Source organism: Dehalococcoidia bacterium (genome assembly GCA_028711995.1).
Classification (GTDB): Bacteria; Chloroflexota; Dehalococcoidia; order SZUA-161; family SpSt-899; genus JAQTRE01.
Genome location: JAQTRE010000076.1, coordinates 1 through 13,602, shown reverse-complemented (window position 1 = coordinate 13,602; position 13,602 = coordinate 1). Strand labels below are relative to the sequence as shown.

13 protein-coding genes are annotated in these 13,602 nt (G+C 55.5%); 1 reads left to right on the top strand and 12 read right to left on the bottom strand.

Annotated features, from left to right (window positions below; all coding sequences use genetic code 11):
* Window positions 1-35: 35 nt before the first annotated feature.
* The 9 genes from PHV74_10535 to PHV74_10495 are packed head-to-tail and all read right to left on the bottom strand — an operon-like array spanning window position 36 to window position 8,666.
* Window positions 36-917: a DUF4157 domain-containing protein gene (locus PHV74_10535; GenBank protein ID MDD5094798.1), complete on the bottom strand. Its 882-nt coding sequence runs from the start codon at window positions 915-917 to the stop codon at window positions 36-38.
* Complete coding sequence (locus PHV74_10530) at window positions 914-1,195, bottom strand: hypothetical protein (protein MDD5094797.1); 282 nt, start codon at window positions 1,193-1,195, stop codon at window positions 914-916. The genes PHV74_10535 and PHV74_10530 overlap by 4 nt, the downstream gene beginning before the upstream one ends.
* Window positions 1,192-3,180: an ATP-binding protein gene (locus tag PHV74_10525; protein MDD5094796.1), complete on the bottom strand. Its 1,989-nt coding sequence runs from the start codon at window positions 3,178-3,180 to the stop codon at window positions 1,192-1,194. Before PHV74_10525 ends, PHV74_10530 begins: the two co-directional genes overlap by 4 nt.
* A complete protein-coding gene (locus tag PHV74_10520) occupies window positions 3,180-4,445 on the bottom strand; it encodes a DUF4255 domain-containing protein (protein ID MDD5094795.1) in 1,266 nt (421 codons plus the stop codon). Before PHV74_10520 ends, PHV74_10525 begins: the two co-directional genes overlap by 1 nt.
* Window positions 4,442-5,431, bottom strand: coding sequence for a hypothetical protein (locus PHV74_10515; GenBank protein ID MDD5094794.1), 990 nt, complete (start codon window positions 5,429-5,431; stop codon window positions 4,442-4,444). Before PHV74_10515 ends, PHV74_10520 begins: the two co-directional genes overlap by 4 nt.
* On the bottom strand, window positions 5,428-6,159 hold the full coding sequence (locus tag PHV74_10510) for a phage baseplate protein (protein ID MDD5094793.1): 732 nt from the start codon (window positions 6,157-6,159) through the stop codon (window positions 5,428-5,430). Before PHV74_10510 ends, PHV74_10515 begins: the two co-directional genes overlap by 4 nt.
* A gap of 3 nt (window positions 6,160-6,162) precedes the next feature.
* Window positions 6,163-6,687, bottom strand: a complete 525-nt coding sequence (locus tag PHV74_10505) for a phage tail protein (GenBank protein ID MDD5094792.1) — start codon at window positions 6,685-6,687, stop codon at window positions 6,163-6,165.
* Window positions 6,688-6,698: 11 nt separating this feature from the next.
* Entirely contained in the window at window positions 6,699-8,237 is a 1,539-nt protein-coding gene (locus PHV74_10500; GenBank protein ID MDD5094791.1) for a phage tail sheath subtilisin-like domain-containing protein, read from the bottom strand.
* A 42-nt stretch (window positions 8,238-8,279) separates the two neighbouring features.
* Entirely contained in the window at window positions 8,280-8,666 is a 387-nt protein-coding gene (locus PHV74_10495; GenBank protein ID MDD5094790.1) for a hypothetical protein, read from the bottom strand.
* Between the two features lie 174 nt (window positions 8,667-8,840).
* On the opposite strand from PHV74_10495, the gene PHV74_10490 reads away from it, so the two are divergent.
* Window positions 8,841-9,191: a hypothetical protein gene (locus PHV74_10490; protein MDD5094789.1), complete on the top strand. Its 351-nt coding sequence runs from the start codon at window positions 8,841-8,843 to the stop codon at window positions 9,189-9,191.
* A gap of 256 nt (window positions 9,192-9,447) precedes the next feature.
* On the opposite strand, the gene PHV74_10485 is transcribed toward PHV74_10490, so the two are convergent.
* The 3 genes from PHV74_10485 to PHV74_10475 are packed head-to-tail and all read right to left on the bottom strand — an operon-like array spanning window position 9,448 to window position 12,484.
* Window positions 9,448-11,874 (bottom strand): DEAD/DEAH box helicase family protein, encoded by a 2,427-nt coding sequence (locus tag PHV74_10485; GenBank protein MDD5094788.1) that lies wholly within the window; start codon window positions 11,872-11,874, stop codon window positions 9,448-9,450.
* Window positions 11,875-11,914: 40 nt separating this feature from the next.
* Window positions 11,915-12,232, bottom strand: coding sequence for a type II toxin-antitoxin system PemK/MazF family toxin (locus PHV74_10480; protein MDD5094787.1), 318 nt, complete (start codon window positions 12,230-12,232; stop codon window positions 11,915-11,917).
* The gene (locus PHV74_10475; protein ID MDD5094786.1) at window positions 12,233-12,484 is read right to left on the bottom strand and encodes a ribbon-helix-helix domain-containing protein; all 252 of its coding nucleotides are present in this window, start codon (window positions 12,482-12,484) and stop codon (window positions 12,233-12,235) included. It abuts the gene before it with no gap.
* Window positions 12,485-13,602: the final 1,118 nt, after the last annotated feature.

Genomic DNA, 13,602 nt, shown 5'->3' with positions numbered 1-13,602 from the left:
TCTGCTTATGCCTGTGGTTCTCTCTGAACATCCCTTCACCTCAAGTCGAATAGCCTCAACTTGAGTCTATCGCATCCCAATATCAGCTTCAATACCAAGGCGCTACCTTTTTGCAGGAACGCCAACTCTGACTTTCCGGCGGCAACAGGAACCACATCCTCATCCGCGATAACATCAGCGGCTTCCCCCGTTACCTTCTCGTGAATGCCTTCTCCCCATCGCCGGATGATTTCTCGATTGCCGCCCTGCTGTATCACATGTGCCAGCTCATGTCCCAGGATCGTCCTGCCCTCGGCCGTAGCCGGGGCATACTTTCTGTCCCCAAACACCACATCGCTACCGACGGTATAAGCCAGCGCATTGATCGCCCGCGCCGAATCCGCTGCGCGTGAATCGCTGTGCACCCGAACACGGCCGAAATCATATCCGAAACGGGACTCCATGAACATGCGGGTTCCGGTATCCATGGGTTGGCCGGGATAGCTTAGCGCCTCGTGAACCACGGACGGAACCTGCCCCGGCAAAGCTGAATTGGCAGCCTGGCGCTGCAGTGTTCCGGGACAGCCGGGCAGTCGGCACTGATTGTCATTATCATCTGTCTTCGGCTCCGGCATGCTCATCACCATCTCGGCCATCTGGTCGGCTTCCCGCTCGTAAGGATCATTGACCGGGCCGATCTTCAGTTTCGCCTGTACAGGCGTCTGACGGGCATGATCGGCGCTTCCAAAAAGATATCGAGAACAGCCGGTTTCCGACTGCAAAAGCGGCGGCTGAGAGACCAGCGGGCTTCGGGAATTGTCCGTCAGGCTCTTCGCCGAATCAAGCGCGTGGCTGCGGCACAGCCCATCGATAGCAGGACCCATTGCCGTGGAGAACTGAAGCGGAGCTTTAGACCTGGAATCGAACTGGCCGCTCATCCCTTCATGCCTCCGTACAGATTTCGTGATATCTGCCGGCCGATCCCTTCCGGCGTGGCTCCCCGTCCCATAGTGAAGTCCCCGGCATCGATGCTGGGAATGGCTGCGCCCTGTTGCCATCCGGCGGGTATTCCTTCCTGTTGCAGCAGACGAGTCAATTCCTGCTCCACCGACCGGGCAATGCGATCCCGATCCATGGCCGGGAAACCATGCAGCACCAGCTCTTCGATGTGCAGCTGAATGGAGGGGTTGCGCCCATCATGGTGTGTGTAATTCATAGCCAGCCTCTGATCTCGATATCGGTCAGTGCCTTCTCCAGTTTGGCATATTCCACTCGAGCCGCCCTTAATAGATGGCCCATGCTCACCGACTCACCGGCATCGGCGGCCAGAAACGCGGCCCAGAGAGCGATATTGCGAATATTGCCGCCTGCCATGTTGAGCTGGGCCAGCTTTTCCATCTGAAGGCTATCCAGAGGAGCCTCCGCCGGAAAGATGCGCCGCCAGATTTCGGCCCGCTGCTCGGCATTGGGGAAGGGGAACGGCACCACAAATCGAATGCGGCGCAGAAAAGCCTTATCAAGGGCCTCCTTCAGATTGGTGGTCAGGATCGCCAGACCCCGATAGGATTCCATGCGCTGAAGCAGGTAGCTCACTTCGATGTTGGCATAGCGGTCATGGGAATCCTTTACCTCGCTGCGTTTGCCGAAAAGGGCATCGGCCTCATCGAAAAGGAGAATGGCGCCGGAATCCTCAGCCGCATCGAAGACGCGGCGCAGGTTCTTTTCCGTCTCGCCGATATACTTGCTCACCACCTGGCTCAAGTCGATGCGATATAAATCCAGCCGGAGATGGTTGGCCAGCACCTCTGCCGCCAGGGTTTTGCCGGTGCCGCTGGGTCCCACAAAGAGAGCGCTGATGCCCAATCCGCGAGAGCTTTTGGAGCCGAACCCCCAGGTTTCATAGACCTTCAGGCGATGTTTCACCTGCGCCACGATCTCTTTCAAAAGTCGCTCGGAGGTTTGCGGCAGCACCAGGTCTGCCCAGTTGGCCGCCGATTCGATCTTCTGCGCCAGCTCATCCAGATTGGGCCGGGCATGAACCCGGCACGTATCCCAGATGATGGTTTCCAGGTTTCCCTCACTCTCCCCCGATGCTCTTTGCAGCGCCTCATCGCAGACGGATTGCAGAACAGATGCATTCAGATTAAACTGTGCCACCAGCGGGTCCACCCGGCCATTGGCGGAGCTTCCCAGAGCCTGTTGCCACAGGAGACGCTGCTCTGTTGAAGTGGGCTTGCGAACCTCCCAGTTCAAAGCCGGGCGATGCCCGATAGCGCGCCGGTCGCGGCCCGCAAGGATGAGGGCCGAGCGGATGCCTTCAATCAAGCACTCCACTGCGGCCGACCGGGCAGCGTCGCTGGCATCGATGCCGGAGCAATCGAAGAGCAAAGCGCTACGGCTCAAGATTGACTCTCTCTCCCATAAGTGGACCAGGGCCTCCAGCTCTCGCGCATCCAGAGGGATCACCCGCGCCGACATGATCTGAAGATTCATCCCCATCCGGGAGCAGATAGCGGCCGCGATAGCGCGCTGGCTTTGAGAATCCGGTCCAAAGAGTTGGAGCACCGGAATCTGGTCTGCTGGGTTGACCTGATTCCAGGAGGCGATGGCCTGCCGGGCGATTTCAAGATGAGAAGGCACTAGTTCCACGAGTCCCGGCGCAGGATGGATGAATCCCTTCAGACGCTCATCAGTATATTGCAGGCCCGTCAAGTAATGCAGGATGCGTTCATCGATTCGCAGTGGCGCGGTGGTCAAATGATCAAAAGGCCCTACCGCCGGTTCAACCAGCCGCCAGTATCGCAGCGGGCTGGCCGGAGATATCGCACTCCAGTTCGCTTCAGGAAGAGCCGCCAGAGCCAGACTGAAAGTGGGGTAGTTTTTGCGCTCATCCCCCTGGGCGGCCGCACATTGCGCGGCTAAAGAGGAATCGAGTTCCACACCGGCGCAAAGGAGCAACATATCCCGTTCGAACGGCGAGAGGCTGAATATTTTGACGAGAGTCTCCAGCGCGGGTGGAGGCGTCATCGCAGAAGACGGCTGATCGGGGCCAGGGAACGGCTGTATCCCGGTCGGTGGCGCGTCTGCCCCTTGCCTCACTCTCAGCACATGCGCTTCCAGCAGACGGCGTATCCGGGCCACCTCTGCCATCAGGTAGCGCTGGTTGGCTTCCAGCCACGGAAACGTTTCCACTGTACTCATCAGACGCTCACCTTCGGACCGACATACCGGGGGTTGTTGGGATCGGGATCGACGGTTAACGGACTCTGCGCTCCGTCTACTTGAACCCGCACCAGGTACTGGCCCAGTTCGATACCAGCCAGCGAGAAAGTGATAGAATCGGTGTCGGCCACGTTGGGATCGGTGATGCCGTTATTGGACGGGGCCTTGATGATATAGGCACTGGGCGTCCCAGAAGCCTGGAACTCGTTGAGCAGGACCACTACGCGCTGACTTTTGCCCACCTTCGGACTTAAGCTCAGTGTCAACTCCGATGCGCCTATCGAAGTTGCCGTCACGGATGGCTGTAAGACAAACGGTTTAGCGTTGGATTCCACCCCGGAGTGCTCCACCTTGGGCGATCCCATCATCATCGGATGCACGATCTGCATTCCCAACACGCCCGCGCGCAGCGGCTGCCCGGCAAAGAGGGCCGATCCCAAATTCAGCTTGATCCGGATATCGCTCACTGTATTGGCAACATCTGTGGGGTCGATGGTTACCTCCACCTCGCCCATCCGCACCTTGGTCGGGTCCCCTTGGAGGCGTTGCCCGTTGACCATGATGGTGCTATCGGCGAGAATGGGAAGGCTCGCGCCTCCTTCAGCCTCAATCTTTTCGATCACCGGCTGGCGGAAAGGAATGGCGTAAATATCCCGCGCTCGCACCGGCAAGGCCATCTGCGGCGATTCCTGCGCCTCAATCAGCACGACCGAGGCAGTATAAGCCACCGACAGAGCGTACGGGATCTGGAAGAAGACGGACCACAGCTTGGAAAGCTCCTCCAGATTGAGCGCATCGGGAGTGAAGCGAACCTTCTCGATTTGATCGGCCAGATCAGCCGTAGCCAGATAGTGATGCGGGTCTTCGGTGAGGCATCGCTCGATTTCGGTGCGGATCATCTCACGGGTGAGAATCGGACGGGAGTGTAAAAGGCTCACTGCGCTGCCCATCAATATCTGCGGTTCCAGCTTGCTCTCCGCTCCATAGAAGGTCAGCAAATAGTGCAAATCCAGAGCAGCCTGCGGGCGCTGCGCCAGGGTTCCATCCGAACGCCGGGTTACGAGATCGGCATTGCGCAGGGCCTGATTCGGGCTCACTTGATAGAGAAAGAGGTTGATGCCGGTGGGCGTTCCCTCCTTGGGTCTGCCGATGGTCACTTTGGCCTCATCGATCACCCGTGCGGCTTCCCCGAGGAGCTGACTGAAAGTGGAGGTAGCGGCAGCAATAGCCAGATGGTTGCTCATCGTTTTCCCTCGGTGCGTTCCTTGAGATAGGTATCCAGTGAAAGCCCTGGCTCCCAACGGCGGGGAGACGGAGCCGGGGCAGGAGGATTCTGGGCTGGAATGGCCCGAACCTCCACTCGACCGATGCTCACCTGGATGGTGGGAGGGGGCGCTTCAGGCTCCTGGAAAAAGACTTCCCTTTCCCGGATGGGACGCATAAACGCCTCTCGCGGCCGACGATCAACCGAGCCTTCGGGAACAGGATTTATCTCCGGCACCCGTTTCATAGAAACAGGCATCAAGGTGAATGAGTCTATTTTATCGATTGGCCTCACCACTGAGGACGGCTCGGTTCCGGGCTTGCCCACATCCTGAGAGGTGACGACGGCGCGTGAGCGGAGGCCGCCATCTACATTCTGATCAATCTGAGAAGATGTCTCTTTCACTGATGGGCTTCTCTGACGGGTGGCCGGTATGAAATCCTGAACCGGCACAGATTGATCCGATTTCATTTCCCGAACGGTCTCTATCACAGTGTGCGCCCCTTCAGGCTTGCCTGCTGCTTTCCTTTGGCCGGGACTCTGTTCTTCAACTGAGAGAACCGCCGATTTTGGAGGCAGTATCCGTTCCGCCTGCGAGTGGACAGCTGGTCGATCCGATACTTTGGTCTCTTTAGTCAGACGCGGGCGGTTTGCAGGCTGGAGTGCAGCGGGTTCGCTTTCTGTATCTGCGCTAACCATGGCTGGCTGGGCATGGGAGAGATTCCGTTTGGGCGCGTCAAGACGCGCCCCTACAAGGTTCGCACCTGACTCTTGACTCCTGACCGTCGACTCCCGACTGAAGGGCGACCCCAGGGGATCGCCCCTACTATCCTCCGGCTCTTGACTGCTGACTGCTGGCTCCCGACTACCGACAGCCCCCAGCGCCAGGCTGGGGCGAATCAGCGGCTGGAGCGTAGGAATTACCCCCTGGTTACGCTCGATCAATCGGCTCAGAAAATCGCTCATCGGTTCACCATACTCAGGTAGAATTGCCGCCGCCGGGCGCTCATGGAAAGAATATCCGCTTCCCGCCAGCCATAGAATCGAGCCAGAGTGTGCACCTGCCGCAGCAGCCGTTTGGCTTCCGATTCCAGTTCCGCCCAGAAGAAAGCTCCGGCATCCAGGATCACCGGCCATCGATGTTCGCAGGCCGGACACTCCAGATCAAGCCGCACTTCCGCCAGGGGATCGTACTCCAGCATGCGGGATGCCACCGCGTCTTTAAGCTTCTCTGGGAGAGCCTCGGCGGATACTTTCCTCTTTCCCTTCCTGACTTCCATAATACATTGAGCCAGCATCCTTTGACGGGCTTCCCCCGGTTCCAGATCGGCGCTCAGGGCCAGATCGAAGCTGTTGGGCAGCCGGAATTGCACCTCGAAGCCCTCGAGTTTCAGCGTGAACTCCGGGCCATGGGCAGGGACGGAACGGGCCAGAAGGTCCGGAGTATCCAGAGTGAACTCCAGGGATTCTTCGCATGCAGGGCACGTGGCAAAAGCTTCGAGGCTAGGCCCGAACATAGATTCGCGCAGGCTCAAAAGGAGACCATCCCGCTGCCCGACGCTGAGCGCGGCAAACTCCGCGCGATCCCGATCCGGAAACCCGAAAGCCAGCGCCGTCAGGGCTCGATCCAGCGGATGCTGCATCTCCCCTTGCTCCCACAGCTCAAGGAGCCGGGATGCCGATAAAGGGCTCATGAACTACTCCGGCTCAGTGAAACTCGGCTCGGAAGGCTCCGACACTTCATAGTCGCGCTCCCAGCCTTCGTTTTCCAGCTTCAGAGTCTGGATAGCGACGGCCTTGCCGCTGGCATCCAGCTCCGGCATGGCCTGGTATTCGGAAACCCAGCATCGATACACTTTATATGCCAGGGCAGGCTGACCGGCCTCGTTGTAGACTTCGATGATGACGTCCTTGCGGAAGTCCTTCAGCGATACCTCCGCGCCCAGACCGGAGCCGAAGTTCCATACCTTGTTGGCCCATTTCTCGAACTCGGTGTCATGGGTAACGCCCCGCTCAAGCGTGATGGGATCGTATTTTGTCTGTCCGGGAGACTTGCGCACGATACTGGGATCGCCTCCGGCGCGGTGTTCCACCACATCGGTGCTTCGCTTCAGAGCGCCCACCTTGCTCACTCCGGCCACGTACCGCCCATCCCATTTCACCCGGAACTTGAAATTCTTATACGGATCGAATCGTTGTGCATTCACACTGAATTGCGCCATCACTTACCTCCTTACGCTTGCACCTGTCCGGCGATCTGGCTCAGCTTGATCATCACGAACTCTGCCGGTTTCAGCGGGGCGAACCCTACCAGGATATTGACGATGCCCCGGTCGATATCGTTCTGCGTGGTGGTTTCTTTATCGCACTTGACAAAGTATGCCTCTCGCGGCGTTTTGCCCTGGAAGGCCCCCTGCCGGAAGAGGTTGTGCATAAAGGCGCCCACATTGAGACGAATCTGAGACCACAGAGGCTCGTCATTGGGCTCGAACACCACCCACTGCGTGCCGCGATAGAGGCTTTCCTCGATAAAAAGGGCCACCCGGCGCACCGGGATGTATTTCCATTCGGAGGCCAGTTGATCGGCCCCGGCCAGCGTTCGCGCGCCCCACAACACATTGCCGTATACCGGGAACGACCGCAGGCAGTTGAGTCCCAGCGGATTCAGGGTGCCGTTCTGGGCATCGGTCAGCTTATAAGTGAATTCCTTGACGCCCGAGAGCGAAGCTTCCTGCCCCGCAGGAGCCTTCCATACCCCGCGCTGGGCATCGATCCGGGCGAAAATGCCGGCGGCGGCTCCGCAGGGAGCGAACTCCTCCGTCCGGTTTTCCTTCAGGGAATCGGCCATCTTGAGGCGAGGGAAATAGACGGCCACATTGGTAGCGTTGTCCGTTCCGATGCTGGAGCGAAGGGAGTTGATGCCCGCCTTGGCCAGATCCACATCGGTCCAGTCGGCAGGCGGATCGACGATCAGCATCGCCCGATGATCCTTGCAGTATTTGGCAGCATTGGCCAGGGTGGTGCTGATATCCACATCGGCATCGCGGGTCAGAGGCGGGATGCAGAGGAGGTTGAAAAGATCGGCCTTATCCAGAGCATAGAGCCCTTTGCGGCCGGACTGCAAGCTGGAATCCGATATCTGGCCGTCGTCGATATCTCCGCCGTCATCGCCGTTGCTGGCGGCTGCGATAGCGCTGCTGGTTTCCTGAGGTCGATCCGTGGTAACTGTATTGACCCGGACCAGGCTCGATTGCTGTTCCAGAACCTTGGTGATAAACCGGGCATCGCCTTCATCCATGGAGAGATTGCGGAAGGTTTCGGTCGATACGATATCGCTGGCTCCCGGTGAGCTGAGTTCCTGAACCGTCAAATTGAATAGGGTAGCCGAGTCCTTGGTGTCGTAATCGACGGCCACCGTGAGCGCTTCGCCCCAATCGCCTTCGCTGGATGCTTCCAGAATCAGGGTGCTGCTGGCAGTGGGCAGGCTGATCGTAGCCTTGGCGCCGCCGTTGACCACTCGAACGATCAGGGCATCCTTGCCGCCATGAAGGAAATAATGCTGCACGGCATAGCTCAGAGTGCTTTTGTCCCACAGCCCGCCGAACTTCCGGTCGAAATCGGCAAAACTCTGGATGAGAACAGGCTCATCGACGGTTCCCTTTTTGGTCCTTCCGATGAAGGCGGTGACAGAGGTGCTTACGCCGGTGATGGTTTTCACGCCGCTGGGCAACTCTTCGATATAGACGCCCGGATAAGTAGGTGTAATCGGCATACTGGGTCCTCCTTTTGTGTTAAGATTGTCGGCCGTTTGCGGCTAGGGAGTGGCATCCCTGCCGATGAGGATATCGATGGTCACATCGCTGGTCAGCCCGTTCGAGAAAAGAAGCTGGGTTGGCGAAGCATCCAGTATCGCCACAGCCCCTTTGCCAATGAAGATATGCGGGGCGTCGAGAGATATCGCTGTGGCAGTGGCGTCATTGACCTTATAGGTCAGGGCGTCGTCATACGCTGATGACTTGATCAACAGAAACTCTGCCAGATTGGCGCCGGAGGGCTGCAGGTTGACCGGCACATCGGCAGCCCCGGCTGCCACGATTATCTGTATCTTGGCATAAGCCTCCGGGGTGATCTCACCGGTGATCGGTATGCTGGTGCCGCCTACCACTTGCACATTGACAGAATACTTGATTTTCTCAGCCATGGTTTCCTCCCTTCTTACGGTGTGAATTGACTATGTTTAAGAATTTGAGCGGGGGTGGTAAATTGGTCGCCTTATATATTCGATGAGGTTGTCGGTAGTATAGCATAAACAGGGCCTGTTGTCATCTGGGCGAATTGCCTCAAAATAAGAGTTGCCAAAATATTGGAGGAGAGGATGACCCCTTCGGCCCAGCTTCTCGAAGGGGTCATCGGGTCCATTATGGGGAAGGACACTTTTCACACTATTCAAGCGATGATGGCTCACTATGGACTGAAAAACAGGTTGGACACTATCCATGGCGGAGTAAGAGATGTCTCGCTGCGGCGCTTCACCCTTTATGATGCGGTGGAGATGAAGAAGGAGAATACTGAAGTTCTGCCTATCGTCACCTTTGGTGGGCCACTGTGGACAGATTCCGAACTCCTATTTGAGAGGAAGCAGTTCATACCAGCTTTACAGCAATTGTTGGTGACGCACTCAAGGCCTATCAGGGTGCTGAAAAAGTCCTATGAAAAACAGAGTTAGCTTCAAACGACATCCGGAATTTGAGCGTGAGTTGACTTATCGACCTCGTTTTTCATCACCCTGCTATGGCTTAAGCCTTACCCTCTCGTCCAGCCATTACTTCTCCACTCACCACACGTCGCACCGGAAATGCCTTTCGGAATCTGGACGGGGAGATCGATCCGGATCCAACTCCCTCCCAAACACGAAATCACTATTTTGATGGTCGCTAATCTGATCACTGGCGGATTATCCCCGTCGCTGACAGCGGCTTAGGCTAGGTCTCCGGGTTATCTTGCTCGTACCCCATGGCCCGATATCCGCGAAGGCGCTTCTGAAACATGCGTAAAAGCATTGTGCTGCTGCTATCCACATAATCGTATATTCTGACTTCCACTTTCCCAGGGTGAAGACGGTGCAGACGCCCGGCATATTGGACCAGAGTGCCTTTCCATGATATTGGCATTGCTAGGAAAAGAGTGTCTAGCCTAATATCATCGGAGCCTTCGCCGATATATCGTCCGGTTGCCAGTAGTACTCGCTCCTCGCCATCGGGTATAGCAGCCATTTGCTCAACTACTGCGCGACGTTGCCGAACTCCCATACCACCACGTAGCACAATCACATTATGCACAGCTTGAAGCAGATCATTAAGGATCAACAGGTTCCGTGTCTCATCGGCCACCAATGCGGCATAGATATCATGAATAGACGTCTCATCTTCCTGCGGGGGTAACGTAAAACCAGTATCTCGACAGATAAGGTGATGATATAGCAATCCTTGATGCCTTTTATCCCTCTGGTCAATAACATGTCGTACCGGGCCACATTGCATGAGGAGAATCGGCTGGTGTCCATCACGACGATAGGGTGTGGCAGTAAGGCCGATCACGTATCGCGCCCTAACTTGACGCAGTATTTGCTCGAAGGTGACTGCGGGGAGGTGATGACATTCGTCCACTATCACCTGGCCATACTCAGCCACGATATTTTCCACCGCTCCTTTTTTGATAAGGCTCTGGATCATGGCAACATCGACGAGCCCAGACCGCCTGTCTTTGCCCCCACCGATCTGGCCTATCGTCAAAGGATCTACCCCAAGGAAGCTGGCCAGTTGAACTCGCCATTGCTCCAAAAGGGGACGACGGTGTACCAGAACCAGTGTGCTAGTCCTTCTGGCAGCAATCATGTAAATGCCAACCACTGTCTTCCCTGAGCCGGATGGTGCCACGAGAATACCATTGTCGTGGCGGATGAGGTCGGACACTGCCGTCTCCTGTGCTGAGGTGAGCTGACCGTGAAACGTGACTTCAATATCCGTGCCCCGGAAACGTTCATCCACCACATCCGGCTTAATACCGACACTCCCCAACAACTTCTCTAGTTCGTCAAGGCAGCCACGCGGAATACCCAGATGCATGGGAAACTCCTCGGCACAACAGATCACCCTCGGGGTCAAAGCAGTAGATAGACGTAAGCTCTGTTTCTTATAGAACTCCGGGTTCTGAAAAGCTGCGAGTCGTTTGATCCGATTGAGCAACGGCGAGGGCAGCCCTTCTTTCTCGACGTAGATGAGGTTGCCAATTACTATCCTCACCCTGGCCGGAAAGGGGCCAGCCAGAAGCGATTCTTGCGGTCTCCTCGAGGGCACTATAGCCCACGGCTGGTCCTCTTCATCCATTGACGGCATCCGCACTCCTATTACGTGTCCGCTACGAACCGCTTCGCGGGCTACTTTGTCGAGGGCGGACGCTTCCATCCGGGAGAGGGAATTCAAGAAAGCCCATTGATCTCTGTAGGGACTAAAGCTCCCATCCAAGAAGACGGTATTGCCCTTATCCACCGATCCCTTTTGAAGTGGCAAGGCAATAAGGTTACCGAAACCTCCCTTGGGAAGGGTATCCTGATTGGGGAAAAGCCGATCATAGGAATCCATCCCCACTTGATGGCGATGTGCCATAGTCTCAGTCAGCAGATAGCAACCGAGCTTGCGCGCCGCTGAGGCCAAGACCGCCTGGGAGAAGAATATCCAGACATGCGCACCGTTCCCTGACCGAGATCGCTCAATCGCAGCCGGAACGTCCATGCGGCGGCAAGTCTCTAGAAATGCAGCGGCATCCTCCATCCAAGATTGTTTGTCGAAATCGACAGCCAATAGGTGACAAGTTTCTTCTGGCAACAGAAGGTAAAGCCCAACGGTATGTTTCCCTTCCAAATGCTTCTGAATCACCTCATCGGTTACTGGAGAAAAGTCCCGATTGGGGCAGTTACCACACCTGATCCTCGGTTTGCCACAGAATGTTGGATTCCATTCACGGGTACAGGCCGGACTATAGCCCATTTTGTTGCCCTGCCGACTCCGCCAAAGCTTCGCAAACACATCCTCCCGTCCACGAAATAGGGAGCGAAACAGCCGTATTTTCTGCGACAAAGACGACTGATCGTTGACTGTTGGGATGGCGACAGCTGGTTTGGCGGCAACATCTACTGGATCTGAGGCTGCACTCATAGATACTGTCTGAATCGGATGGATTGATTCTTGTAGGCTCTTCAAATCATGGAGTAGACCAACATTCTGAGCGAGCAGTCGGTCCCTCTCGGCTTTCAGTTCCCTCAACTGCCGCCGCACGCGTTCGAGCTCTCTCGCGTCACCGTCCGTCATATCTACCCCGAAGGCAGCAGTTCCATCTGAGTTTACCTTCATGGTTTACAGTGAGGAGGCTATCTCATAAGATAATCAGACCTCAAACCCTCAGGTCGAGGGCAAAGATGATTGCTTTTGTGACCATGATCATTTTTTCATCGGTCAGTGTAGTTAGGCGCTCTATTAACTTGTCCTTGGGGACGGTGATGATACTGTCTAAGTTCACCGCACATCGTGTCGGCATACCATCTTCTGACCCAAGCAGTACTTCTACCGGAATATCACGGATGGTCCGAGTGACCACGGCAACCGTCACCGAAGTTCTCACTCTGTAGGCAGTATTCCTAGACAGTAGAAGAGCTGGGCGTCTGCCCATAGGTGGGGGTAGTTCAGTCCACCATATCTCGCCACGTCGCATCTACCACGACTCCTTGGGCAAAATTTTCGATGCCAAAGTTATCTGGACTTCTCCCATCTCTGGATCTTCTGGCATTTTCTCGTACCCATCTTGATAGAGTCTGTCTAGCTCATCATACTCCACCTGTCTTAAGTAACGTTGACAGGCTTGGCGAATCAGTTCCGACCTAGCCATGCGTTGCTTATCGGATAGCCGATCCAAGGCCTTAAGTAACTCTTCATCAACAGGAACCTGTATCACTTTTTTGACCATCGGACCCCCCCCAGATTTGGATTGTATACTATATATTATACATATGATATTGTGTAACATCAATGAGTATTACGCTGAGTAAGATAGATACTTGAGCGGTATTTGATACTTTACGATAGATGGCCCTTTTCTGTCAATCTTGTAGTAAGGTTACTTGGTGATGATGAACAAAATACCCCGATTGCTATCGCTCCAAAAAGGCAATGACATTCACTGTAGCCACGGAAGGGCACAGACTACTACCTTGGCTGTCTGTCTCAGCAAAAGGTATCCCCCTTTTGGAGACTCGATCCAGACTGTTCTGGGAGGTGCGAAACTGCCTGACAAAGGCCACCTATGTTGTCCAGAGAGCGGCTTTGCCCGAGACGGAGCCATCAATCATTGAGGGCAATGGGGAATTGGAAGAGGGGTCAGATGATTAAGACGAAGTGTCTTGGATAGCTGGTGTCGCCAACTTCTATTGGCAAATTACCAACATTTGGTGGATTTTTACCACAAATGGTGGGCCTGAGGGTACGATAGGCAGAACTTTTTCAATTACTTTTGCCTTGAGGATGGAGACTGTCAGGCAACAATCGATGACAAAAGGGGATGTGCGTCCAACTCAATCCACCCCTGATCTCCTTCCCAAGCAGATGGACTTCCTTGATGGATGAAGTCGGAAAGGTATTTCTGTGTGTAATTCTCGTCATGAAGCGAGAAAGTAGTTGGAAAGGTATCTACGGCAGCCATGATGAATCAAAATATGCGATTGTCCCTCGGTAAGTAAGCTGGCCATTGGTGGAAGCTAAACACTATGCACAGTTGTTGAACATATTTTCAGCGATCGCGGCCCTCTCTGCGATGACATCCTTCCTTCTTAAGCCAAATCTCCTCGACAACGGCCGAAAAAACCTCTGATCAAAGTGTCGCGCCACTCAATTCTCCGTAGAAATCCATCCTCCTCTCAGGCGCATCTGACGTCGGAGGAGACTCCATCCCAGCAAGCTATTTTTGGCGTCCCTGCAAAAAGCCGGTATCGGAATTCTGATTGAGTCACCCTGATATTATGCTGCGAAGTTTAAAGTCTGAGTGAATCGGCTGGCGGGTCGAATTTAGCGCCAAAACAAGCGCCAACA

Excerpts from the sequence above, each read along its gene's own strand:
- PHV74_10535 (MDD5094798.1), bottom strand. The coding sequence starts at position 917 with ATGAGCGGCCAGTTCGATTCCAGGTCTAAAGCTCCGCTTCAGTTCTCC.
- PHV74_10530 (MDD5094797.1), bottom strand. The coding sequence starts at position 1,195 with ATGAATTACACACACCATGATGGGCGCAACCCCTCCATTCAGCTGCAC.
- PHV74_10525 (MDD5094796.1), bottom strand. The coding sequence starts at position 3,180 with ATGAGTACAGTGGAAACGTTTCCGTGGCTGGAAGCCAACCAGCGCTAC.
- PHV74_10520 (MDD5094795.1), bottom strand. The coding sequence starts at position 4,445 with ATGAGCAACCATCTGGCTATTGCTGCCGCTACCTCCACTTTCAGTCAG.
- PHV74_10515 (MDD5094794.1), bottom strand. The coding sequence starts at position 5,431 with ATGAGCGATTTTCTGAGCCGATTGATCGAGCGTAACCAGGGGGTAATT.
- PHV74_10510 (MDD5094793.1), bottom strand. The coding sequence starts at position 6,159 with ATGAGCCCTTTATCGGCATCCCGGCTCCTTGAGCTGTGGGAGCAAGGG.
- PHV74_10505 (MDD5094792.1), bottom strand. The coding sequence starts at position 6,687 with ATGGCGCAATTCAGTGTGAATGCACAACGATTCGATCCGTATAAGAAT.
- PHV74_10500 (MDD5094791.1), bottom strand. The coding sequence starts at position 8,237 with ATGCCGATTACACCTACTTATCCGGGCGTCTATATCGAAGAGTTGCCC.
- PHV74_10495 (MDD5094790.1), bottom strand. The coding sequence starts at position 8,666 with ATGGCTGAGAAAATCAAGTATTCTGTCAATGTGCAAGTGGTAGGCGGC.
- PHV74_10490 (MDD5094789.1), top strand. The coding sequence starts at position 8,841 with ATGACCCCTTCGGCCCAGCTTCTCGAAGGGGTCATCGGGTCCATTATG.
- PHV74_10485 (MDD5094788.1), bottom strand. The coding sequence starts at position 11,874 with ATGAAGGTAAACTCAGATGGAACTGCTGCCTTCGGGGTAGATATGACG.
- PHV74_10480 (MDD5094787.1), bottom strand. The coding sequence starts at position 12,232 with ATGCGACGTGGCGAGATATGGTGGACTGAACTACCCCCACCTATGGGC.
- PHV74_10475 (MDD5094786.1), bottom strand. The coding sequence starts at position 12,484 with ATGGTCAAAAAAGTGATACAGGTTCCTGTTGATGAAGAGTTACTTAAG.